The organism is Bifidobacterium [indicum] DSM 20214 = LMG 11587 (genome assembly GCF_000706765.1).
Lineage (GTDB): Bacteria > Actinomycetota > Actinomycetes > Actinomycetales > Bifidobacteriaceae > Bombiscardovia > Bombiscardovia coryneformis.
Window position 1 is genome coordinate 766924 of the sequence record NZ_CP006018.1, and the last position, 21906, is coordinate 788829.

The window sequence follows — 21906 nt, forward strand, 5'->3', positions numbered from 1 at the left end:
GGTTCGGGCCGGCCCCGGTCGCCGGACTGACTCGACAAATGGACCTCAGGTGGCTCGTGTCCATGTGAATGGCGATAATTCAGCTTATGAACGCGAATGAGAACAGGGGCCAGGACCGGCCCCAGGAACCCGATCAACCCAGGTACCGCTACGATGCACAGATGGCGCAGACCATTGAGGAGCACTGGCAGAAGGAATGGGATCAGGACGGCACCTTCTGGGCCGCGAATGTGGCTGGGGACCTGAAGGATTCCAAAGGCAGGAACGCCGATGGCCGCAAACCCTACTACGTCATCGACATGTTCCCCTACCCCTCGGGCAAGGGACTTCACGTGGGGCACCCGTTGGGTTACATCGCCACGGATGTGGTCAGCCGCTATCACAGGATGAAGGGGGAGAACGTTCTCCATGCCATGGGGTATGACGCCTTTGGTCTTCCGGCAGAGCAGTATGCCGTCCAGACCGGGCAGCATCCCCGGGTGACCACCGAGCAGAACATCGCCAACATGCGTTGGCAACTTCATCGGCTCGGACTGAGCTTCGATGACCGCCGCTCCTTTGCCACGATTGACACTGACTATGTTCGGTGGACCCAGTGGATATTCTCTCGCATTTATGAATCCTGGTATGACCCCGACTATCGCCGCAAGGACGGAGGGCTGGGCTCGGCCCGTCCCATCAGTGAGCTGGAGGATGCCTTCAGATCCGGTTCTCGCCCCATTCCAGGTCATCCCGGCCGGAAATGGGATGAACTCGACCAGGCCGAGCGCTCGGACATTCTCAATGACCACCGGCTGGCGTACATCTCCAAGTCGCCGGTCAACTGGTGCCCAGGTCTGGGTACGGTCCTGGCCAATGAGGAGGTGACGGCCGAGGGCCGGTCGGAGCGTGGCAACTACCCGGTCTACCAGCGTGAGCTCAAGCAGTGGTCCATGCGGATCACCTCGTATGGGCATCGTCTGGTCGAGGATCTGGACATCCTGGACTGGCCCGAAAAGGTCAAGCTCATGCAGCGCAACTGGATCGGCGAATCGCATGGTGCATCGGTGCTTTTCAAGGTTCCCGTCCAAGACGGCGAGGAGACCATGGAGGTGTACACCACCAGACCCGACACTCTTTTCGGGACCACCTTCGCCGTGGTGTCGCCCGAACATAACCTCCTCAGGCATGTACCCGACCAGTGGCCTGAGGGTATCGCCGAGGACTGGAAGGGCGGATACCCTGACCCGCAGTCCGCTGTCAAGGCCTATCGGCAGGCAGCCGAAGCCAAGACGGCCAAGGACAGGGTGGATGAGGCCGGTGAGAAGACGGGTCTCTTCACTGGTCTTTACGCAGTCAACCCCATCACAGGGGCACGCCTTCCGATTTTCACGGCCGACTATGTCCTGATGGATTACGGTACCGGAGCAATCATGGCTGTTCCGGGTGGCGACCAGCGGGATTACGATTTCGCGACGAAGTACGGTCTGCCGGTCATCTACACGGTCAAGCCCCTACCGGGTTCAGGTCAGGAGCTGGCCGAATTCGAGGGGAAGGCGCCTTTCGTCTCCCATGACGGCATCGTCATCAACTCCTCAACCGAAGCCACCGAGGAGGAGGGGAGCGCCCTCAGTCTCGATGGGTTGCGCGTTGACCAAGCCATCGAAAAGGTGACCGCCTGGCTGGAATCGACAGGAGTCGGCAAGGGAACCGTCTCCTACCGCCTGCGCGATTGGCTGTTCTCCCGTCAGCGCTACTGGGGTGAGCCTTTCCCGGTTGTCTATGATGACCAGGGACTGCCCCACCTGATTCCCGACGACCAGCTGCCTGTCGCCCTGCCTGACGTGCCGGACTATTCGCCCAAGACATTCGATCCGGAGGATTCCGAGTCGAATCCCGAGGCTCCGCTCAGCCGAAACCAGGACTGGGTCGACGTGACCCTGGACCTGGGCGATGGCCCCAAGGTTTATCATCGGGACACCAACACCATGCCCAACTGGGCTGGTTCCTGCTGGTACTACATGAGGTACATCGACCCGCATGATGCCCAGCATATGGTGGAATCCGATGAATTCGACTACTGGCTGGGGCCCAATCACAACGACACGGCCGGAGAATCAGGTGGCGTGGACCTCTACGTGGGAGGCGTCGAGCATGCCGTTCTCCACCTGCTCTATGCCCGCTTCTGGCACAAGGTGCTCTACGATCTGGGCTTCGTCTCCTCCAAGGAGCCGTTCCACAGACTCTTCAACCAGGGTATGATCCAGGCATACGCCTTCACCGATCAGCGCGGACAGTACATCCCGGCCGCCGAGGTGGAGGAGAGCGAGGAAGATGGGGAAACCATCTACACCTGGCAGGGACAGCGGGTCAACCGTGAGTTCGGCAAGATGGGCAAGAGCCTGAAGAACATCATCACCCCGGACGACATGTACCGCACCTATGGGGCCGATACCTTCCGGCTCTATGAGATGAGCATGGGGCCCTTGGACGAGTCGCGCCCCTGGAACACCAGGAACGTCGTAGGAGGTATGAGGTTCCTGCAGAGGCTCTGGCGCAACGTCGTTGATGAGGCGACAGGTCAGGTGCATGTGGAGGAGGGCGAGCTGGATGAAAAGACGTTGAAGCTGCTCAACCAGACCATCCACGATGTGACCATCGAGATGGAGGGAATGAGGCCGAATACGGCCATTTCCAAGCTGATCGTGCTCAACAACCATCTGACATCGCTCGAGGCAACACCACGAGCGGCCGTCGAGCCCCTGATTCTCATGCTCTCGCCCATTGCCCCGCACATCTGCGAGGAGCTCTGGAGCAGACTTGGTCACCAGGAGTCCATTGCCCATGCCGACTGGCCTACCTGGGAGGAGCGTTATCTTGGGCAGGACACCGTAACGGCTGTGGTCCAGGTCAAGGGAAAGGTCCGCGGCAAGCTTGAGGTCAGCCCCGACATCTCGGCTGAGGAACTCCAGGCCAAGGCCCTTGCCCTACCGGCAATCCAGGAACGTCTGGGCGGTAAGGAACCGCGCAAGGTCATCGTCAAGGCGCCGAAGATCGTATCGGTGGTTCCGGCCTGAGGATTCCCCGGCAGCGGAGCGCCTGATTGAGTGGACTCGGTTCCTGACCGGGTCCACCTTCGACCACATCCCCCTTCCCGACACCGGGGAGGGGGTTTTGCATGCGAGGATGGGCCAATGAAGACAGATCCTGCATACGACGGTCGGCGGGCCAGGAGACGGGGTCTTCCTCCGGTCCCGGTCCACGGTGAACACAGGTCGGGGAATCCTGACACCAAGGAGATGCCTCCCCGGCTGCCTCCTCCGGAGCCGCCTCTGCTTGGCCGGCCCTTATCCTCCCTCCCGGAAGCGGAGCCGGCCGGAATCATCAGGGACCACCCCAGACTGATTTTCAAACCGAGTCATGCCCTGGCTGCCATCCTGGTTCTGGTCCTTGCTCTCGCCACAAGTCTGACGCTCTTCGTCCAGCAGTCCATCTCGCTTGCGGGTTCGGCACCGCAGGCAGGCGAAGCTGCGGACAGGGCGACGGGTGGAAAACCTGTAGGTGGGAAGCGCCAGAGGTCAGGTAAGGGCATCAAGACCCCGGCAGGTGGCTCAGGCCTCGCCTCAGAGCCGGCGGGTGGGATTGATCCCGCTGCAACCGCGAACGGTGCGATGGGGGCCGAAAACGTACCGGGGCCAGCCTCTCCTTCGGATGCCGTTGAGGCACCGGGAGCCGGGACACCAACCTCACAAGGGGGAGTCTCCGGGAGCCGGGTTGATATCAATACGGCAACTGCCGACCAGTTGCAGGGAATCAAGGGGATAGGTCCGGTCATGGCTCAACGTATCGTTGAGCACCGCAACCGTGCAGGACGATTCTCCTCGGTGGATCAATTGCTGGACATACCGGGGATAGGGCCCAAGACGCTCGATAAGTTGCGACCCTTCCTGGTGGTCCAGTGAAGCGGCAACCTGGGCGGAGCGCCGGCCTCTTCTCCTCGGTATGCCGATTATCGCTTATAGGGCATGGAACCGAATACCGGATGCGGGAGCAAGGTAGTCGGGATTGGAGACTCCTCCCAGTAGCCTGTACCGCCTGGATAACGGTTCTCCTGGTACGGACCTTCTTCCGTCGAGCCCACCCCGGACTGGACAGGCCGGGGTCGAAGAGCGCACGAATTGCTCAAACGGACGGACTCGCCAACCAGGGCCTGCGGGGCGGATATTGGTGGAGCATGACCGGATTGCTGCTGGCGATCATGCTCAGCCTGGGGCTCTTTCTATTCGCATGCGGCCGAAGGCGGAAGTCACCCGAGGGGAGGAACAAGGCACGTTCCACCGCTATGGAGGCGCGGAACATTGATTTGGACAGGTCTCTGAGTGGAGTCAGGACCCGCCTTCCTGGAATAGCGGTCGTGGGCGCCGCAATGATGGTCATGACCGTGGTCACCCTGGTCTCGCAGGTCTCCGAACAGGCAGGACCTGCGTACAGACAGGTCATGAGTGGTAAGGCCCAAGCGGAGATTCAAGGTCGACTGGTATCGCCGGTGAAGGTATCGGAACGAAGGGGATGGGATTGTCGGGCGAAGTTGGGCATGAACTTCATCGTGATAAACGGTGTCGGTACGCCCACTTCCGAGGAGGCAGTCGTATATGCAAGAGGGAAATCATGCCAGATGGCCATGGCTGGACGGTATCGGGTATCCGGGCTTCTGGTTGCGGCCACGTTCGGTCAGGAGCCTCTGTGGGTGGAGGTACAAGAGGGGACCAAGGCTGAGGAACTGGAATGCCCCGGCTTCCTGCACCGACTGGTCAATCGGATGCAGGAGTCCTTCCTGGCGCAGACTCGGCCGCTGAGCGACCAGGGCAGGGTGCTGGTACCCGGGTTGACCATGGGAATGCTGGGTAGTGAAGGCATAGTGTTCGACGAGTGGGTCGATGGCAGGCCGGCACAGGTGGTGGAACCTGTGTATGCAGCCAGGTTGAAAGAGGACTTCAGGAGGTCAGGCATTCTCCACCTGATGGCGGTATCCGGCGGGCACTTCATGATTCTGGCTGCAGGACTGACTCGGTTGATGCGGGCTCTGCGCTCGCCGCCCTTGCTGACGGGTGTGGTTCTGGCGGGATCCTATCTGGGGCTGGGCTTGATCATGGTTCCCTCTGATTCCGTGCTCAGGGCCCAGACCATGGGGCTTATGGCTGCCATGGCCACGGCATGCAGGAGGCGTTCTCAATCCATCAATGCCCTTTCCTGGTGCGTCATCCTGACGCTGGTGTTGAAACCTTCCATGGCTTCCAGTTTCGGATTTGCCTTGTCTGCGGCCGCTGTATTGGGTATCAGCATGCTTGGAGAAGCCATATTGGATCGATTGGTGGACCATATGCCGACTCTGCTGGCCGAGCCATTGGCAACGACCTTGGCGGCCGAGGCCGGAACCCTTCCCATACAGATTCTCATGTCCCAACAGATATCGCTCTTTTCACCCCTGGCCAATCTGATTGTTGCCCCGGTTGTGGATTTTGCCACCATCTCAGGCCTGGCCGGGATGATGATTTCGTGGTTTTGCCCGGGGGCGGGGCGCCTCCTGGCCTGGGTGTCCTCATGGGGAACCGGAGTCATGGAGGTTGGTGCAACCTGGTTGGGAGAATCCAACATAGGCACGCTGGCTTGGCCTCCGGGTGGTCTCGGCATCCTGTCCCTGGTGCTGGTCGAGGTTGGCATCCTCCTCTGTGTACACATGATCAGATTCACCGGGCTGCTTGGGCTGGATCCTGATCAGGGTGACATGGAAGAAGTCGGGGTATCGTTCAGACCTTCCACCTGGTTCAAGGCGGAACGGTGGCTTCGTCAGACACGGGAGCAGGTATCCTCGATGCGTTTCGCTTCCCGATGCAATCCCGACAAGGGGAGCTGAACACCTCCCGCAATGTCCAGCGATACGGGGAGATTTGAATCATGACGAAAGCTCAACAGGGAAATGCGCCTGTCATGATGGTTGTCGGCGGAGATACCTTCCTTAACGGGCAACGTGTCAAGGAACTCTGCGCCAAAGCCTGTAAGTCAAATCCGGACTGTGAATTCATGGAGCTTAACGCTTCCACCTGCGACTCCTATACCTTCGATGAGGCGGTCAGCCCCTCCCTGTTGAGTGATCGGGCCGTCGTTCTTCTGGACGATATGCAACTCGCCGACGAGTCCTTGGGTGAAACGCTCATCGCCTTCTGCAAGGAAGCCGTCAAGAATCCGCAAGACAGCAGCATCCTCATCTGCCGCCATGACGGAGGCAACAAGGGTAGGCGTCTGCTTGATCAGATGACCAAGGGTGGAGCTGTCAAGGAGCAGGTGCCGGACCTGAAGAAGTTCGATGCGAAGGTCAATTTCGTGCTTTCCCGCTTCGAACAACGCGGAAGACGGGTGGAACCGCGGGCGGCCCAACAGCTGGTGGACGTCCTGGGGGAGCGGACCCCCGAGCTGGCTTCCATGTGCTCCCAGTTATGCGATGATTTTGACCAGAATCCACTCACGCTGGATACCGTGAACGCATATCTGACGGACAATCCTGCAGTCAGCGGGTTCGCAGTAGCCGACATGGCCCTGGCCGGTCACAGCGCCCAGGCTGTGGTCGCGCTCCGGTCCTCAATCGAGCAGGGCAACGATCCCATCTCACTGATAGGTGTCCTGGCTCTGAAGCTCAGGGTTTTGGGCAAACAAGCGGCTATTCAGGCGGGTACGATCAGTCAGGCAGAAGCCAAGTCCGCATACTGGCAGCTGCGTGACGCCCGAAGGCAACTGCGCGGTTGGACCTCTGACGGACTGGCGACCTGCTTCGAAGCCCTGGCAGCTGCCGATGAAGAGTGCAAGACCAACGGTGGTGACGCTGTGTATGCGTTGGAGCGGGCTGTGGAGCTCATTGCCGCCAAGGGGAGGGCAAGGGCATGAGTCTGAAACTGATGGGTGCCGAAATCGATGAAATGCGCCTGTCCGTCCCGGAGAGTCCAGACATGCAGGAGCTCGGCGGTATGGTGGCCGACTGCCTTCGAGGCGGTGACGTTGTGCTGCTGTCGGGGCCTCTGGGGGCAGGGAAGACAACCTTCGCGCAGGGATTGGGCAAGGGCCTTGAGGTGGACGGGTCCGTGGTTTCACCTACGTTTACGATTGCTCGCGAACTCCACGGCCGTCTGAATGAAGGCAGACCGGTCAACCTGATTCACGTGGATGCCTATCGTCTCGGTGGGGATGGATACGGCCCCGGGGAGGACAGTGTGAATCGGTTGCTCGATGAGCTGGAATCCCTGGGGTTGGACGAAGAGTTGGAAGAGCCGGGCCAGGAGACGGTTGTGCTGATGGAATGGGGGGAGCAGATGGCATCGGTGCTGGCGAATCAGCGTCTGGAGGTCATCATCGACCGCCCCCTGGAGGGGGGAGTAAATCCCGATCAGCCCCCGACCAGCCTCGGAAAGCGTGAAGTTACCTTGCGTGGGGTAGGCTCGTCATGGAAATCCAGAATGAGGTCTCTGCGGAAGGCGGTTCAGGCATGAGTGGCCAGGAGGGTCATGACTCCATGGATGAGACGACCGGATCGGTCCTGGTGATTGATACTTCGTTCGGCTCGACGGTTGGTGTCCTGGGCCGCGAGCCCAGGGTTGAAACCGATTCCAGATCCCACGTGGAGCATCTTCAGGTCAATATCGCCGCAGTGATGGCCGATGCGGGCTTGGCTCCCGACGACCTGGATACGGTTGTGGTCGGACTTGGTCCCGCACCGTTCACCGGTCTCAGGGCCGGTATAGTAACGGCCAAGGCCCTGGCCTATGCCAGTGGTGCGAAATTGCTGGGACAGGACATCCTTCTTCCGCAGGCCAGATTCGCCTATAAGCAGGCCCTTGCCGCATATGGTGAAACAACATCCGGGCAGGCCCGGATGGGTGAAGGGGTGCGGATACTGACCCTGGCCGTCAATGATGCTCGCCGGCACCAGCTGTATTTCCAGCTCTTTGATGACTTTGGTGAGGAGTTCGACTCCGTCCGTTCGCTTGCTCCGATGGATATCGATTATCCTGATGCGATAGCTGAACGGGTTTCCGGGATTGTCGATGATCGGAAGGCCGCAGGACAAGAGGTCCAGGTGGTCATCAGTGGTCACGGAGCAAGGCGGTATGAGGACAACTGGCGGGCACGGCTACCCGAAGCCCTTGTTTCGGGGGAGTCCTTCCTTGATAGCGGTGCTCCCGGGCTGGCCCTCATGGTTGATTGTGCCAGAAGCCGGGATTCAGCGGACCAGGGGCGTGATTTGGTTGAACCGCTCTATCTGCGGAGGCCGGATGTGTCCGTCCCCAACCCCCTCAAGCATGTGGTGAAATCCTGATGCTTCGTCAGGTGGAAGAACAGGACCTGCCGGTCCTGGCCCGCATGGAGGAGGAGATCTTTTCCAAGTCCGCATGGAGCCTTGGCGTGCTCCAGTCGGAACTGAATGCCTCTGCCCGGACCTATCTGGCCTGGGACGAGGAGGGGGATATCCTGGCTTACGGAGGATTTTGGTTCAATGGGGAAGACGCTGAACTGCTTACCCTCGGTGTGGCTCTTTCAGCCCGCCGCAGGGGACTGGGCAGGACCCTCCTTGCGGAGCTCATCAAGCAGGCCCGAAAGCAAGGAGCCAATCGGATGTTCCTTGAGGTCCGTGTGGACAACGACCCTGCGTTGAATCTGTATCGGGATATGGGCTTTCGGCGAATCGGCCTGAGACGGGGATACTATCAACCGGAAGGAGTCGACGCCTATACGATGGTAAAGGACCTGACGAAGCGTATCGGCCCGGTGGGCGGAGACAGGAATGACCCGGGAACGGAAAGCGAGACGGACAATGAGTGAGCCGGTGGTATTGGGCATCGAATCGACCTGCGATGAGACCGCTGCCGCCCTGATTCAGGGTGATAACCTGCTCTCCAACGTGGTGGCCTCATCCATGGACCAACATGCCCGCTATGGCGGTGTCATCCCCGAAATCGCCTCCCGTGCGCATGCCGAATCTTTTGTGCCTGTGGTCTCCCGTGCCCTTTATGAGGCAGATATGGACCTTGCGCAGGTTGACGCTATAGCGGTGTCCGCCGGCCCTGGGCTGGCGGGGTGCCTGGCTGTCGGTGTTTCCGGTGCCAAGGCCCTGGCTTGGGCAGCAAAGAAGCCCCTCTACGGCATCAACCACGTAATTGGGCATATCGCAGTCACCCAGCTTCAATTTGGACCTTTCCCGGATAATACCCTTGCCCTGATAGTCTCCGGAGGGCATACTTCCCTCCTGCATGTCCGGGATATCGCCAGGCAGGTGGACGTAGTTGGTTCCACGTTGGATGATGCCGCCGGCGAGTGCTTCGACAAGATTGCCCGCCTGCTCGGTTTCCCCTACCCGGGAGGGCCGCACATCGACCGCCATGCCCGACTTGGCAACCCTGGGGCCATCCGGGTGCCCCAGGGTCTCACCAAGGGCAAGGCAGGTGCGGAACACCCTTATGACTTCAGCTTCTCTGGAGTCAAGACGGCTGTGGCGCGCTGGATCGAAAATCAGGAAGCAGCAGGGCGTGAGATTCCCGTGGACGATGTATGCGCCTCCCTGGCCGATTCCGTGTCCAGCGTGCTGACACGAAAGGCAGTGGCGGCATGCGAGCGGTTTGATTCGGATACCCTGATTGTCGGTGGCGGTTTCTCGGCCAACTCGCAGCTGAGGACTGGGCTGCGGGAGGCAGGAGAACGGGAGGGCATCAAGGTACGTATTCCCCGGATTGAACTCTGCACCGACAATGGAGCCATGGTGGCCATGCTGGGCGTCAACCTGGTACGGGCCGGCATACGACCTTCTGCACCGGACTTTCCTATAGATTCGGCCATGCCCATGGACAAAATCGTCATGTGAGTTCCATGCCGAGCTGTATCGACACGCCAATTTGCTAGGGACAGCCCTCGCGGCTAGTATATAGAAATTGTGTTCAGCGAGAGTTGAACGGGATATTCCCGCATAGCTCAGTTGGCAGAGCGTTCGACTGTTAATCGAAATGTCGCTGGTTCAAGCCCAGCTGCGGGAGCACATTGGCCGCCGGTTTTCCGGCGGCTTTTCTTTTGTTCTCAACTAACTCGGTCCTGTTTTCCTGCTTCATCGCCTTGTACGCCTATCCGGGTCCGCTTCATCCAAGAGGAGAGAACGAGTGGACCAATCAGGTGTTTCCTTCGAGTGTTGCCGATTTTGGCGAATCTGTCGAAGGCATAGTTGACCACACTTTGTGTACGACACAGGTGGGTCTTCATGGGAGCTCCAGAATGACAGGAATATAGTCAAGCTGAGGAGTCACTGTGCAAATCAAAACTGTATGGATCAAGCCGGTTGTAGGGTTCCTGTCTGCCGGCCGATGCGCTGCTGGACTTCGGTCATGGAGGATTGCCGTCAGTTTCTTTCTCTGTCTACTGCTTGCCCCCTTCCCGGAGTCAGAAGGTCGCTTGTCCGGCGTGATTCAGGGCACTGCGATTGCTCGGTGTGGGGCTACTTGCTATAAAGCGCTTACCGAAGGGTATTCCTTAGGTGCCACGATGAATTCTGGAACCGCTATTCGGCATGGGGCAAGCCCAACGGTAAACCCCACCGGCGCAACACCTCAGTCTTCGGATGTCCAGGGCTGTCAGGGCGGATGGATACCGCCGATCAGGGTGGAAGGTGAAAGAGGGGCACCGAAACCCCTCAGGGCTTTCGACAGACCCGCTCATAATTGGTTGCCTGGGCACCGAGGGGTGGATTTAGCGGCCGGACAGGATGCGGATATCCTGGCACCTGAAGCTGGAACGATTATCTTTGCCGGCGAGGTTGCAGGGAAATCGGTGGTTTCGATTCGCCATGGACCCAAGGAAAATCTGACTTCCACCTTTGAACCGGCGGTCACGCATCTGCATCCTGGTGACAGAGTGGAACGCGGCACGGCCTGGGGCTCGGTCCATGGACATTCGGACCACTGTGATGATGGGTGCCTGCACTGGGGGTTGCGGACCAAGGACAGGGAGTATGTGAATCCGATGTCCAAGCTGGGCCGGCATCGCATCGCCCTGAAGCCGGTCTGAGGTCTTGGTGGGCATTGCTCCAAGCGGTGGCTATCGACTGGATTCCGTCATAGACCGGCTTCGGCCGGCTTGATGTAATTAGTGTCAATCAGGGTGCTTTTCAGGTTTGATGCCGATACCGCCACCAGGGGGCGAGTCAGCCGATTCACTTTGCGTTCCGATCCGGCATCCTGCACCAGGGAGGAGAGGTTGTCCGGCAGGACACCATTCTTGTTCAGGCCCGCACAGGCGGTAGCCAGGTCTGAGGCAAGACCTTTCCGGTCCTCGATGGCGGTCATCCACTGCTCCCCGTCAACAATCTGGGGGATGTTGTCGATGTAGGCACCATAACCGCTGATGATGGGCCAAGCAGGATGGTCGGCGCTGTCCGCATCCGATTCTGCGGCGTTCCCGTCCTTATCGGTCGGCTGGCCCGAGGACTCGGTTCCACCCCGTGTCGGGTCTGCGCTTTGACGTGAAGCGTCGCCCTGGGCTGGTCTCGGCACCCTCTTCCGATGCAGATCCTGCTTGCCTGTCATGGATCCCACAATGCCGGATATTGATATCTCGGGGTTGATGTCAGCGGCCGAGCCGGAGTATCCGAGGTCATTCAGTTCCGAGACGACACCGGAAACAATGAAGTCGTTCATGGCCAGGATTCCGTCCACTGCCGTATGGCCCTTTGCCTGTGAGTCCATGTGGAGGCGCGCTGCGACCTCTTTTTTGGTGGCTGTCGCATCCTTGCCTGGATCGAAGGCCACATTTGCCCAGTCTTTCTCGGTGGTCTCTTCAGTGAGGAGGCCTGAGGGGCTGACAGCACGACCGTCCTTGAAGTAAGGGCCCAGGACCTGCCAGATGCCGGCGAAGGCCTGGCTGGGGAAGGAATCAGTATCAGGAACGGTTGTCGGTTCGTCTTCCTCTTCCTCGATCTGTGCATTTGCCGCTTCACCGTCAGGAGGCATCCTGGGCAGGAGGACCTCGATTCTGGCGGGGTTCTCCTTGCTGGCCTTATCCAGTTCCAGTTTGCTGGCCAGCTTGGTCGCCTGGAGTTCACCGATGCTGCGGGCATTGGACATATCGACAAACAGGTCCGGTGTCACCTCGGGTATGTCATTTGCCAGGAGAACCACATGCATCCCAGCCTCCTTGGCCAGCCTGATCGATGAAACCAACCGGTCGTGGGCTTTGACCTCGCTATTTCGGTTTGCGGAATCCGAATCGCCAGCCGTGCCGTTTTCCGATCGGCTGTTTGAAGAGTTGTTCTGGGATGTATCCGCCTCTCCAGCTTTTTTTGTTTTGGCAGCGTCCTGTTTGGTCCCGATCCGAGGTTGGCTGACGTAGTCGCCGTACTGCCGGGTGATGGAGTCAGGCGAGGTGAATGGGGCAATCACCAGGGTGGTAGGAGAGACGGCCTTTCCGCTTTTTTTGCCTCCTGCCAGATGCGAGACCACGTAGTCTTGTAGATTCTTGCTCTGCTCGTCAAGACTGGAATCGGTGTAGGTTGAGACCTTTTTGCCGTCGATGTGGTGTTTGGACAGCCCTTCTTCGAGTTCAGGGACCAGCGCGGCCCACTTGTTCAGAGGGGTGTGCTGGGAGAGGGTGATTCCGTCAGCGGGGGTGAAGATGGCAACGTTTCCTCTGTCTGCCGCCTTGGTGACGGTTGACGTGGCTGTCGATTGTTCTGTCGGTTGGTCTTTGCAGGCCCCTGCCGCCAGGACCAGAGCCAGGGAAGCCAGCAATGACAGGATACTGATTGCACGATTTTTACCGCCCGACCGTTTCACATCCGCTCCCTAAGATTCAATTCGGACCTGGCGAGGGCCGGGTCTCGGATTCCCATTGTATGGGTAGGCAAGGGCCGGATGGCAAAAGCAGTAGTTCAATTCACATTCATTCCCAAAGGGCATTCCCCGATGCTGGTGGGTACGGACTCAGTCCTGGTCCTGACTGATTCGGATGGCGAGTCCTTGGGCCAGGGCATCCATGAAATCCTCTGTGTTCAGCCAGGTCTGGGTTGGTCCTACCAGTGCCGCCAGGTCCTTGGTCATTTTCCCCGACTCTACCGTTCTGATGACCACATCCTCGAGGGTTTGGGCGAACCGTTCCACGTCGGGTGTTCCATCCATCTTTGCGCGCTGCCTGAGCCCGCCCGTCCAGGCATAGATGGAGGCAATAGGATTGGTGGAGGTTTCTTCGCCCTTGACCCAACGTCTGTAGTGCCGTGTGACGGTGCCATGGGCGGCTTCCGCCTCGATGGTACGCCCGTCTGCTGTCATCAGAACGGAGGTCATCAGTCCTAGCGAGCCGAATCCTTGTGCCACCGAGTCGGATTGCACATCGCCGTCGTAGTTCTTGCAGGCCCATATATAGCCCCCAGGCCATTTCAGGGAGGAAGCCACCATATCGTCAATCAGCCGATGCTCGTAGGTCAGTCCCTCCTGCTCGAACCGCTTCTGGTATTCCTCCTGGTATATCTGGGCGAAGATGTCCTTGAAGCGGCCGTCATAGGCCTTGAGGATGGTGTTCTTGGTGCTCAGGTATACGGGATAATGCCGCATGAGGCCGTAGTTGAGGCAGGCTCGGGCAAAATCGGCGATTGACTGGTCAAGGTTGTATTGGACCTGCGCAACGCCGGCACCGGGGTAGTCGTAGACCAGATGTTCAATCGGCTGGCCGCCGTCTTCCGGGGTGAAGGTCACTGTCAGGCTTCCCCTGCCTGGAATCCTGAAATCAGTCGCCTTGTACTGGTCACCGAAGGCATGGCGGGCTACGACGATGGGCTTGGTCCAGCCGGGAACAAGACGGGGGATCCTGTTTATCACAATCGGCTCACGAAAGATGGTGCCGCCGAGGATGTTGCGTATGGTTCCATTGGGCGACTTCCACATCCTCTTCAGGCCGAACTCCCTGACCCTGGCCTCGTCCGGAGTTATCGTCGCGCATTTGACCCCTACGTGTTCGCGCTGGATGGCCCTTGCCGCCTCAATGGTCACGCGATCATCGGTGGCGTCCCTGTTTTCGATACCCAGGTCGTAGTAGTCCAGATCCAGATTCAGATACGGGCTGATCAGTTGATCCTTGATCATTTTCCAGATCACGCGGGTCATCTCGTCGCCATCCAGCTCGACAATACGTCCTTTGACCGTGATTTTCTTCATTGAGACTCCCTCTGCAGAGCAACCGAGGCGTCAACCCGATCGGGATACGCGACACGCGCCTCATTACCTGTCATATCTAGACCACGATTGTTTCCCGCGGTCACAGTGGCGTAACCTGCCCGTAGCAAGAGTCGGGAAGGACCACAGTGGTGCCTTCGGGGTCATAGAGGGGCATTACCCTTGGTGGCTATGACACAGGAAATTGAAATCGGTCTCGGCAAGAAGGCCACGGTGGCCTATACCCTCGACGACGTATCCATCCTCCCCTCGAGGAGGACCCGCGATCCGCAGGACGTATCCACGTCCTGGCAGGTGGATGCTTACGAATTCGACATCCCCCTTGTCGCCGCCCCCATGGATTCGGTCACCAGTCCCGAAACCGCCATTGAGCTCGGCAAGTTGGGAGGATTGGGTGTTCTGGACCTGGAAGGTCTCTGGACAAGATACGAAGATCCCAGGCCGCAGTTCGAGCGCATCGCCGGAGCCGATCCCGACCAAGCCACCAAGGTCATGCAGAGTGTCTACCGGGAACCCATCAAGCCCGAGCTGATCACTCGGCGCCTGCACGAGATTCGGGAAGCCGGGGTTACCGTGGCGGGTGCCTTGTCACCCCAGCGGACCCAGGAGTTCTATTCGACGGTGGTGGAAGCCGGCGTGGACCTCTTCGTGATTCGCGGCACGGCCGTTTCGGCGGAACACGTGTCAAGCAATCATGAGCCTCTCAATCTGAAGCAGTTCATCTATGACCTTGACGTCCCGGTCATTGTGGGCGGAGCAGCCACCTACCAGGCCGCCCTTCATCTGATGCGTACCGGTGCAGCAGGCGTCCTGGTGGGGTTCGGTGGGGGCGCCTCGTCCACCGACAGTGCCACCGTCGGCATTCAGGCACCCATGGCAACGGCCATCGCCAACGTGGCCGAGGCACGCAGGGACTACCTGGATGAGTCCGGCGGCAGGTATGTTCAGGTCATTGCCGACGGTGAGACCGGTACATCCGGATCCTTCATCAAGGCATTGGCCATGGGGGCGGACGCGGTCATGCTGGGCACCCCTCTCGCAAAGTCGACGGATGCTCCGGGCCGGGGGATGCACTGGGGTGCCGAGGCGCACCATCCTGACCTGCCCAGAGGCCGTCGTGTACGGGTCGACCGGGTTGGTAGTCTGCATGACATCCTCTTCGGCCCGAGCAGTAGGACGGACGGGAGCCTCAACATGATCGGTGCCCTTCGTCGTGCCATGGCCTCGACCGGGTATGTGGACGTGAAGAGCTTCCAGCGCTGCAAGGTCGCTGTGGCGGCAGGACTGCAGGTCTGATTCGTTTCTGATTGCAGGTATCAACCGGCCGGGCTTGCGCGCTCCGGCCGGTTTTCCATGACGGGTTACTTCATTGGCGCCGTGGTTGTCGCCGATGGTATGTGCAGGTTTCTGTTCGGAAGCCCGTAAATGTGACCTGACACACACTTCACTTTTCCTCTTCCCCTTCATAGCGTTGGTTTCGTGTTGTCGACCGATCCGGAATCCTCCGGGCGGCCATGCCGCGAAGTTGTTCCTCGGGGGAGGACCGCGCCTCAAGCGCATGATTATTATGCTCAATACAAATCCGAACGCCATAGATCTTGTTCCCGTGTGGGAAGACAAGCAAAACCAAACACCAGCCGACAGGGGCAGGTGGGGGACGCCCCCGCAAAGGCTAAGTGGTTATGAAGAGACGATTCTGATAGGGGAGTCGAAAATTCCCGTCAACGTCAGAACAGTCAATCACTTCGGTGCCGAAGAAGCCACCGATGGTCGGACCATGGAGACCTTCGTATCCAATCTCTGTTCCCTGGTCATGCGATCATTCGAATTCCTGCGTGGTCGACTGTCTCTCGCCCCTTTGGAACGCATCTGCTCATATGGTTGTCGGAAGCGTTTGCGTGTCTTCGCCGGGTTGCTGGGGGCCACCAAGTTGGGCGTTGCCGAGGTGGGTGTCAAAGGTGCCGAGATACATCTGCCGCTTGTTCCCAGGACTGTGGAGATTTACCGCTCTTCACCCAGGGAGTACAGCGTCACCTTGGGCTTCTTGGTGGGAGAATCGCCGATTCTTGCCACTGAAGTCGTGAGATTGCTCGGCTCCCGGTGGGTCTGTACGGAACTCGATTTGGGATAATGAAGCATCTTGGCAGGTATCCGCCATATGATGGTTCCTATGTTGCGCGAATATACGGTCGAAATCCAACATCCCACGACCGACAAAGACACCATCTACTCCCTTCTGGCCAATCGTACGGCCAGGGATCCGGAGGAGTTGATAGCCCAGTGGCAAGACCCGCTGACCAGGAACTGGCATGACGTCAAAGCAGGGCAGATGTCGGAGCGGGTCCGCGCCGTGGCCAAGGGAATGCTGGCCCTGGGGGTAACCAAGGGAAGCACCGTGGTGATCTACGCCCCGACCAGTTATGACTGGGGGGTGACCGACTTCGCCTGCGCCGCCATCGGAGCCGTCTCGGTTCCCATCTATGAGACCGATTCAGCCCGTCAGGCCCAGAAGATTGTTCAGGATGTGGACTGCGTCCTGGCCTTCGCGGGCGATTCCGACCATTCCCAGATACTGGAACAGGTCAGAGGTTCATCACCCAAGCTCAAGTATGTCTTCAACTTCCAGGCGGGCGGCCTGAACGCGGTCAGCGACTTCGGGCAGTCCATCTCGGATGAACAGCTCGACCAGGCCATCGCCCAGATCAAGACCGACGACCTGGCCACCATCGTCTATACATCGGGATCCACAGGTGAGCCCAAGGGGGCCATGCTGACCAATCGCAACTTCATGCATATCGTCTTCGTCGGTTGGGACGTGCTTTACCATATGCCGGCGGCCCCGTCCCGCCTGATGCTCTTCCTGCCCCTGGCCCATTGCTTCGCCCGCTACATTCAATATGTCGCCATCGGCGCCCAGGGTGTGGTCGGATACGTCTCCGGATCAAAGCACCTCCTGAGCGATTTGCGCACCTTCCGTCCCACCTACCTTCTGGGCGTCCCCAGGGTCTTCGAGAAGGTCTACAACGCCGCCTCGCAGAAGGCCGGCACCGGACTGGCCGGCAAGGTATTCGCCAAGGCCGCCGAACATTTCACCAAGTGGTCCAAGGACGAACAGGAGGGACGCGGACATTCGCCGCTCACCCGTCTGGCCCACGCTTTCTACAGCAAGACGGTAGGCAGCACAATCAACTCCGCCCTTGGTTCCAACCTAAGCTTCCTGGCCTGCGGTGGCGCACCCATGAACGCCGACCTGGCCCACTTCTTCAACGGAATCGATGGCATCACCTTCATTCAGGGATATGGGATGACCGAAACGGCAGCCCCCTGCATCGTCAATTTCGAGGATGCCAACAAGGTGGGTTCGGTCGGTCGGCCCGGCTCGGGAATCACGGCCAGGTTGAGCGATGATGACGAACTCATGGTCAAGGGTCCCAGCGTCTTTTCGGGGTACTACAAGAACCCCGAGCTGAATAAGACCGTTCTGGACAAGGACGGTTGGCTCCACACCGGTGACCTGGCCCAGATAGACGACCAGGGCTTCGTCTACATCACCGGCCGCAAGAAGGATGTCATCATCACTGCAGGTGGTAAGAACGTGAGTCCGGCCCCCATGGAGGATGCCATCTGCACCTGCCCGATCGTCTCCCAGGCTGTGGTCGTCGGCGATGGAAGGCCCTTCATCGGTGCCTTGTTGACCCTGGACGAGGGGATGCTCAAGTCCTGGCTGACATCACAGGGGTTGGATGCCGACATGACCATGGAGGAGGCCAGCCGCAACGACGCCATCCGAGCCTTCATCCAGCAGTACGTGGACCAGGCCAACAGTGATGTCTCCCGTGCCGAATCGGTCAGGAAGTTCGTCATCCTCGATAAGGACTTCAGTGAAGAGGATAAGACCCTGACGCCGAGCATGAAAGTCGTTCGACCAGAGGTCCTTCGGCAGTATGCGGATGTGATCGACAAGGTCCTTTACGCCCCCAGGAGCACAGGCAAGGCCCCGACTGCCAACCCCCTGGTGACCAAGGCGAAGACGACCGTAAGCGACTCATTGGCCAGCGTATCGGGTAAGTTCCGTGAGACCACAGCCCGCGTAGAGTCCAGGACCGATTCCGACAATCAGGACGAGAATACAAGCAAGGAGTAAGAGTAGTGGCGATTCGTACGATCAGAGTGGTTCCCGACCCGGTGTTGCGCACCCCCTGCGATCCGGTCAAGACCATTACACCGGCCGTGAGGAGTCTGGTGCAGGACCTGGTCGACACCGTTGATGATCCAGGCAGGGCTGGTCTGTCGGCCAATCAGATCGGGGTCGGTCTGCGAGTCTTCTCCTACAACATCGGCGGCAAGGTGGGGTATATCATCAATCCCGTCATCGATGAGACCCAGGGGGAGCAGTACGGTGAGGAAGGTTGCCTCTCCCTTCCGAATCTCTGGTATCCGACCCGAAGGGCCGAATATGCCAAGGCGCACGGAATCAACCTGGATGGGCAGACCGTCACCCTGGAGGGTCGCGGAATCATGGGCAGGATGATTCAGCATGAGTGCGACCACCTGGATGGGCACGTGTACATCGATCGTCTTGAGAAGGAAGCCAGGCGGAAGGCCATGCGCGAACTTCGTTCAGGTCGATGACGGTCTGAACGGCTAGTCGGTTACCTGATTTGAAATCGCCCTGGGGTGGTACACTGGAAGGAGTGTGCCATATGGTGGAAGTCGCTGTCACGGGTGGTCTTCCGCAATCCTGTACCCAACCAGGCACGCATAAATCGCGTCATGTCCGCGACGCCCTGTGTCGGTCGGCCCTGTCAAGAGCTGCACGCAGGCGCGCATGACCAGGCAATAACCGACAATGAAAGGCAATGACATGGCACAGATCACCATGAGCGAGATGTTGAAGGCCGGCGTTCACTTCGGGCATCAGACCCGTCGCTGGAACCCCAAGATGAAGCAGTACATCCTGGTGGAGCGTAACGGAATCCACATCATCAACCTCTTCAAGTCGCTCGACATGATCGACAAGGCTTACGACTTCATCAAGGAGACCGTGGCCCACAACGGCACCGTCCTCTTCGTCGGCACCAAGAAGCAGGCCCAGGAAGCCATCAAGACCCAGGCCACCAGGGTGAACATGCCCTACGTCTCCGAGCGTTGGCTGGGCGGCATGCTGACCAACTTCCAGACCGTCACCAAGAGGGTCGGTCGTTTGAAGGAACTTGAGGAGATGGACTTCGACGATGTCCGTGGCTCCGGTCTGACCAAGAAGGAACTGCTCCTGCTCCGTCGTGAGAAGGACAAGCTGGAGCGCCAGCTGGGCGGTATCCGCAACATGAACCGTACCCCCTCCGTGCTCTTTGTGGTCGACATCAACAAGGAGGCCCTGGCGGTCGCGGAGGCCAAGAAGCTGGGTATCCCGGTTGTGGCCCTGGTCGACACCAACACGGATCCCGAACTGGTCGACTACCCGATTCCCGCCAACGATGATGCAATCCGCGGTGTGGAGCTCCTGACCAGCCTCATGGCGGATGCCGTGGCCGATGGTCTTCTGGAGCGTTCCGGGAAGGCCGCCAAGGCCGAAGAGACGGGTGATCAGCCCATGGCCGAGTGGGAGAAGAACCTGCTCGAGAACAAGGAAGGCGAGGATAAGCCTGCCGAGGAGACCCCGGCTGCTCCTGCCGCCGAAGCCGAGTGATACGGGCTTCCTGAACCACCATATTGTTTCTTTCCGTCCCGACCGGGTGTCGGGGCGGTTTAGTGAGGAGTTGTTATGGCAAAGATCACCGCTGCACTGATCAAGGAGCTGCGTGACCAGACCGGCGCCGGAATGATGGACGTCAAGAAGGCCCTGACCGAGGCCGATGGTGACATCGCCCGCGCCAAGGAGATTATCCGCGCCACCGGTATCCAGGCGGCAGGAGCACGCGAGGGTCGCAAGGCCCAGGAGGGTCTGATCGCCTCCACCATCACTGATGGTGGGCAGGGACAGATCGGCTATGCAGTCGAGCTCAATTCCGAGACCGATTTTGTGGCCAAGACCCCCCAGTTCGTGGACTTCGGCAAGGAAATCATCGAGGATGTGGCCAAGGCCGACGCCTCTGATGCCGACCAGGTCTCCAAGGCTCCCTCCAAGGCCGGTACCGTCAACGATACCGTTGAGGAGGCGGGTGCCCTCTTCCATGAGCATGTGAAGATCGGTCAGGTCGCCAGGGTCGAGGGTCCGCACGTCGAGATCTACGCCCACCGGAAGTCGGCTGAGATGCCCCCGTCCATCGTGGCCATGATTGCCACTGATGAGGCCGGCGCCTCGGTAGCTCATGAGGTTGCCCTGCAGATTTCGGCCATGAGCCCCAGGTGGCTCTCCCGCGAGGACGTCCCTGCTGATGTGGTGGAGTCCGAGCGTCGTGTGGCCACTGAGAAGTCACAGGCTGAAGGCAAGCCCGAGCAGATCATCCCCAAGATTGTCGAAGGGCGCCTGAACGCCTTCTTCAAGGAGAGTGTTCTGCTTGAGCAGCAGTACGTGAAGGACTCTTCCAAGACTGTCGGCGACCTCTTCAAGGAAACGGGCGGCAAGGCTCTGTCCTTTGCCCGCATCGAGGTCGGCACGGGTGACGACGAGGAGTAAGTCGTGACCGGTGCCTCTTCGGCCCGATAGGATGTTCCGCTCAAGGGAGGCGGCCCGTGTGGTCGCCTCCCTTGTTGTATTCCGGCGGGGCTCGTTTTGTAGACCTTTACTGGCCGTGTTCTACGGCCCGCCTCTTCAGAACCCTGTCCGTCCCGGTGTTGTCGGTCTTTGAAGGTAGCCTGAGTGACGGTTCATAGGCCTGGTATATCAGCATTAAGGATGGTTCTTGCATGACCCGATCTGGCAGACTTGAAGGCGAATCGTTCGGAGGACGTTCTTTGCGGTGCATCGTAGACAATGTTGAAAGTGGTGGTCATACAACCCCCAGGAGGGTCCTTCTCAAGCTGTCGGGTGAGGCCTTTGGCGGCGGACAGGTCGGCATCGACGTCGAAGTCGTTCAGCGTGTGGCCAAAGAGATTGTTGAGGCCGTCAGGACCGGTGTCCAGGTGGCGATTGTGGTCGGCGGAGGCAACTTCTTCCGTGGTGCAGAACTCAGCCAGGCAGGCATAGAGCGTTCACGAGGCGACTACATGGGTATGCTGGGAACGGTCATGAACTGTCTTGCCCTTCAGGACTTCCTTGAGCAGGAGGGGCAGGCCACGCGTGTTCAGACCGCAATCACCATGGGCCAGGTCGCTGAACCATACATTCCCCTGAAGGCCATCAGGCACTTGGAAAAGGGCCGTGTTGTGATTTTTGGTGCCGGTGCCGGACTTCCATACTTCTCGACCGATACGGTCTCCATCCAACGTGCCCTGGAGATTCACTGTTCCGAGGTTCTCATGGGCAAGAACGGCGTGGACGGTGTCTACACCTCCGACCCCCGTAAGGACTCTTCGGCCAGCATGTTCACACGCCTGAGCTACCAGCGCGCCCTGGTCGACAACCTGGCGGTGATGGATGCCTCGGCCCTGTCCATGGCCAGGGACAACTCTATGCCGATTCGTGTTTTCGGCCTGGAAGGGGAAGGCAACGTTACGGGCGCCCTCCAGGGTAAGGAGCTTGGCACGTTGGTCATGAACGGGGAGGACGTCGCCCTCTGACGGCAGGCCGCCGCCT

18 protein-coding genes and 1 tRNA gene are annotated in these 21906 nt (G+C 59.4%); 17 read left to right on the top strand and 2 right to left on the bottom strand.

The window, feature by feature from the left end:
• Positions 1-86 precede the first annotated feature (86 nt).
• The 10 genes from leuS to BINDI_RS07655 all read left to right on the top strand — a co-directional run bounded on the left by leuS (position 87) and on the right by BINDI_RS07655 (position 11073).
• Positions 87-3056, top strand: a complete 2970-nt coding sequence (gene leuS / locus BINDI_RS02870) for a leucine--tRNA ligase (protein WP_033489988.1) — start codon at positions 87-89, stop codon at positions 3054-3056.
• A 117-nt stretch (positions 3057-3173) separates the two neighbouring features.
• Positions 3174-3941, top strand: coding sequence for a ComEA family DNA-binding protein (locus tag BINDI_RS07430; RefSeq protein ID WP_052108706.1), 768 nt, complete (start codon positions 3174-3176; stop codon positions 3939-3941).
• Positions 3942-4213: 272 nt separating this feature from the next.
• A complete protein-coding gene (locus BINDI_RS02880; protein WP_158332589.1) occupies positions 4214-5893 on the top strand; it encodes a ComEC/Rec2 family competence protein in 1680 nt (559 codons plus the stop codon).
• Positions 5894-5934: 41 nt separating this feature from the next.
• Complete coding sequence (holA, locus tag BINDI_RS02885) at positions 5935-6918, top strand: DNA polymerase III subunit delta (protein ID WP_033489989.1); 984 nt, start codon at positions 5935-5937, stop codon at positions 6916-6918.
• An 11-nt stretch (positions 6919-6929) separates the two neighbouring features.
• Positions 6930-7517, top strand: coding sequence for a tRNA (adenosine(37)-N6)-threonylcarbamoyltransferase complex ATPase subunit type 1 TsaE (tsaE, locus tag BINDI_RS02890; RefSeq protein WP_052108911.1), 588 nt, complete (start codon positions 6930-6932; stop codon positions 7515-7517).
• Between the two features lie 23 nt (positions 7518-7540).
• Positions 7541-8344, top strand: a complete 804-nt coding sequence (tsaB, locus tag BINDI_RS02895) for a tRNA (adenosine(37)-N6)-threonylcarbamoyltransferase complex dimerization subunit type 1 TsaB (RefSeq protein ID WP_033490842.1) — start codon at positions 7541-7543, stop codon at positions 8342-8344.
• Positions 8344-8847, top strand: a complete 504-nt coding sequence (gene rimI, locus BINDI_RS02900) for a ribosomal protein S18-alanine N-acetyltransferase (protein WP_081830769.1) — start codon at positions 8344-8346, stop codon at positions 8845-8847. The genes tsaB and rimI overlap by 1 nt, the downstream gene beginning before the upstream one ends.
• Positions 8840-9883 (top strand): tRNA (adenosine(37)-N6)-threonylcarbamoyltransferase complex transferase subunit TsaD, encoded by a 1044-nt coding sequence (tsaD, locus tag BINDI_RS02905; protein ID WP_033489990.1) that lies wholly within the window; start codon positions 8840-8842, stop codon positions 9881-9883. Before rimI ends, tsaD begins: the two co-directional genes overlap by 8 nt.
• A gap of 96 nt (positions 9884-9979) precedes the next feature.
• Positions 9980-10052, top strand: a tRNA-Asn gene (locus tag BINDI_RS02910).
• 697 nt (positions 10053-10749) lie between these two features.
• A complete protein-coding gene (locus BINDI_RS07655; RefSeq protein ID WP_237742970.1) occupies positions 10750-11073 on the top strand; it encodes a M23 family metallopeptidase in 324 nt (107 codons plus the stop codon).
• A 47-nt stretch (positions 11074-11120) separates the two neighbouring features.
• Here BINDI_RS07655 and BINDI_RS02920 read toward each other — a convergent pair whose 3' ends face one another.
• Complete coding sequence (locus BINDI_RS02920; protein WP_237742971.1) at positions 11121-12791, bottom strand: type 1 periplasmic-binding domain-containing protein; 1671 nt, start codon at positions 12789-12791, stop codon at positions 11121-11123.
• 192 nt (positions 12792-12983) lie between these two features.
• Complete coding sequence (locus tag BINDI_RS02925; protein WP_033489992.1) at positions 12984-14210, bottom strand: NADP-dependent isocitrate dehydrogenase; 1227 nt, start codon at positions 14208-14210, stop codon at positions 12984-12986.
• Positions 14211-14399: 189 nt separating this feature from the next.
• Between BINDI_RS02925 and BINDI_RS02930 the strand changes: the two genes are divergently transcribed.
• The 7 genes from BINDI_RS02930 to pyrH all read left to right on the top strand — a co-directional run bounded on the left by BINDI_RS02930 (position 14400) and on the right by pyrH (position 21890).
• Positions 14400-15524 (top strand): GuaB3 family IMP dehydrogenase-related protein, encoded by a 1125-nt coding sequence (locus BINDI_RS02930; RefSeq protein ID WP_033489993.1) that lies wholly within the window; start codon positions 14400-14402, stop codon positions 15522-15524.
• Between the two features lie 271 nt (positions 15525-15795).
• Positions 15796-16359, top strand: a complete 564-nt coding sequence (locus BINDI_RS02935) for a hypothetical protein (RefSeq protein ID WP_148301965.1) — start codon at positions 15796-15798, stop codon at positions 16357-16359.
• Between the two features lie 39 nt (positions 16360-16398).
• A complete protein-coding gene (locus tag BINDI_RS02940) occupies positions 16399-18372 on the top strand; it encodes an AMP-dependent synthetase/ligase (RefSeq protein WP_033490845.1) in 1974 nt (657 codons plus the stop codon).
• A 5-nt stretch (positions 18373-18377) separates the two neighbouring features.
• Complete coding sequence (locus tag BINDI_RS02945) at positions 18378-18860, top strand: peptide deformylase (protein ID WP_033489995.1); 483 nt, start codon at positions 18378-18380, stop codon at positions 18858-18860.
• A gap of 232 nt (positions 18861-19092) precedes the next feature.
• Complete coding sequence (rpsB, locus tag BINDI_RS02950; protein WP_033489996.1) at positions 19093-19917, top strand: 30S ribosomal protein S2; 825 nt, start codon at positions 19093-19095, stop codon at positions 19915-19917.
• A gap of 75 nt (positions 19918-19992) precedes the next feature.
• Positions 19993-20847, top strand: coding sequence for a translation elongation factor Ts (gene tsf, locus BINDI_RS02955; RefSeq protein ID WP_033489997.1), 855 nt, complete (start codon positions 19993-19995; stop codon positions 20845-20847).
• A gap of 230 nt (positions 20848-21077) precedes the next feature.
• Positions 21078-21890, top strand: a complete 813-nt coding sequence (pyrH, locus tag BINDI_RS02960) for a UMP kinase (RefSeq protein ID WP_081830771.1) — start codon at positions 21078-21080, stop codon at positions 21888-21890.
• Positions 21891-21906 lie beyond the last annotated feature (16 nt).

Bases quoted from the DNA above. Each gene is read 5' to 3' on its own strand.
- leuS (WP_033489988.1), top strand. From the start codon at position 87: ATGAACGCGAATGAGAACAGGGGCCAGGACCGGCCCCAGGAACCCGAT.
- BINDI_RS07430 (WP_052108706.1), top strand. From the start codon at position 3,174: ATGAAGACAGATCCTGCATACGACGGTCGGCGGGCCAGGAGACGGGGT.
- BINDI_RS02880 (WP_158332589.1), top strand. From the start codon at position 4,214: ATGACCGGATTGCTGCTGGCGATCATGCTCAGCCTGGGGCTCTTTCTA.
- holA (WP_033489989.1), top strand. From the start codon at position 5,935: ATGACGAAAGCTCAACAGGGAAATGCGCCTGTCATGATGGTTGTCGGC.
- tsaE (WP_052108911.1), top strand. From the start codon at position 6,930: ATGGGTGCCGAAATCGATGAAATGCGCCTGTCCGTCCCGGAGAGTCCA.
- tsaB (WP_033490842.1), top strand. From the start codon at position 7,541: ATGGATGAGACGACCGGATCGGTCCTGGTGATTGATACTTCGTTCGGC.
- rimI (WP_081830769.1), top strand. From the start codon at position 8,344: ATGCTTCGTCAGGTGGAAGAACAGGACCTGCCGGTCCTGGCCCGCATG.
- tsaD (WP_033489990.1), top strand. From the start codon at position 8,840: ATGAGTGAGCCGGTGGTATTGGGCATCGAATCGACCTGCGATGAGACC.
- BINDI_RS02925 (WP_033489992.1), bottom strand. From the start codon at position 14,210: ATGAAGAAAATCACGGTCAAAGGACGTATTGTCGAGCTGGATGGCGAC.
- BINDI_RS02930 (WP_033489993.1), top strand. From the start codon at position 14,400: ATGACACAGGAAATTGAAATCGGTCTCGGCAAGAAGGCCACGGTGGCC.
- BINDI_RS02935 (WP_148301965.1), top strand. From the start codon at position 15,796: ATGCTCAATACAAATCCGAACGCCATAGATCTTGTTCCCGTGTGGGAA.
- BINDI_RS02940 (WP_033490845.1), top strand. From the start codon at position 16,399: ATGTTGCGCGAATATACGGTCGAAATCCAACATCCCACGACCGACAAA.
- rpsB (WP_033489996.1), top strand. From the start codon at position 19,093: ATGGCACAGATCACCATGAGCGAGATGTTGAAGGCCGGCGTTCACTTC.
- tsf (WP_033489997.1), top strand. From the start codon at position 19,993: ATGGCAAAGATCACCGCTGCACTGATCAAGGAGCTGCGTGACCAGACC.
- pyrH (WP_081830771.1), top strand. From the start codon at position 21,078: ATGACCCGATCTGGCAGACTTGAAGGCGAATCGTTCGGAGGACGTTCT.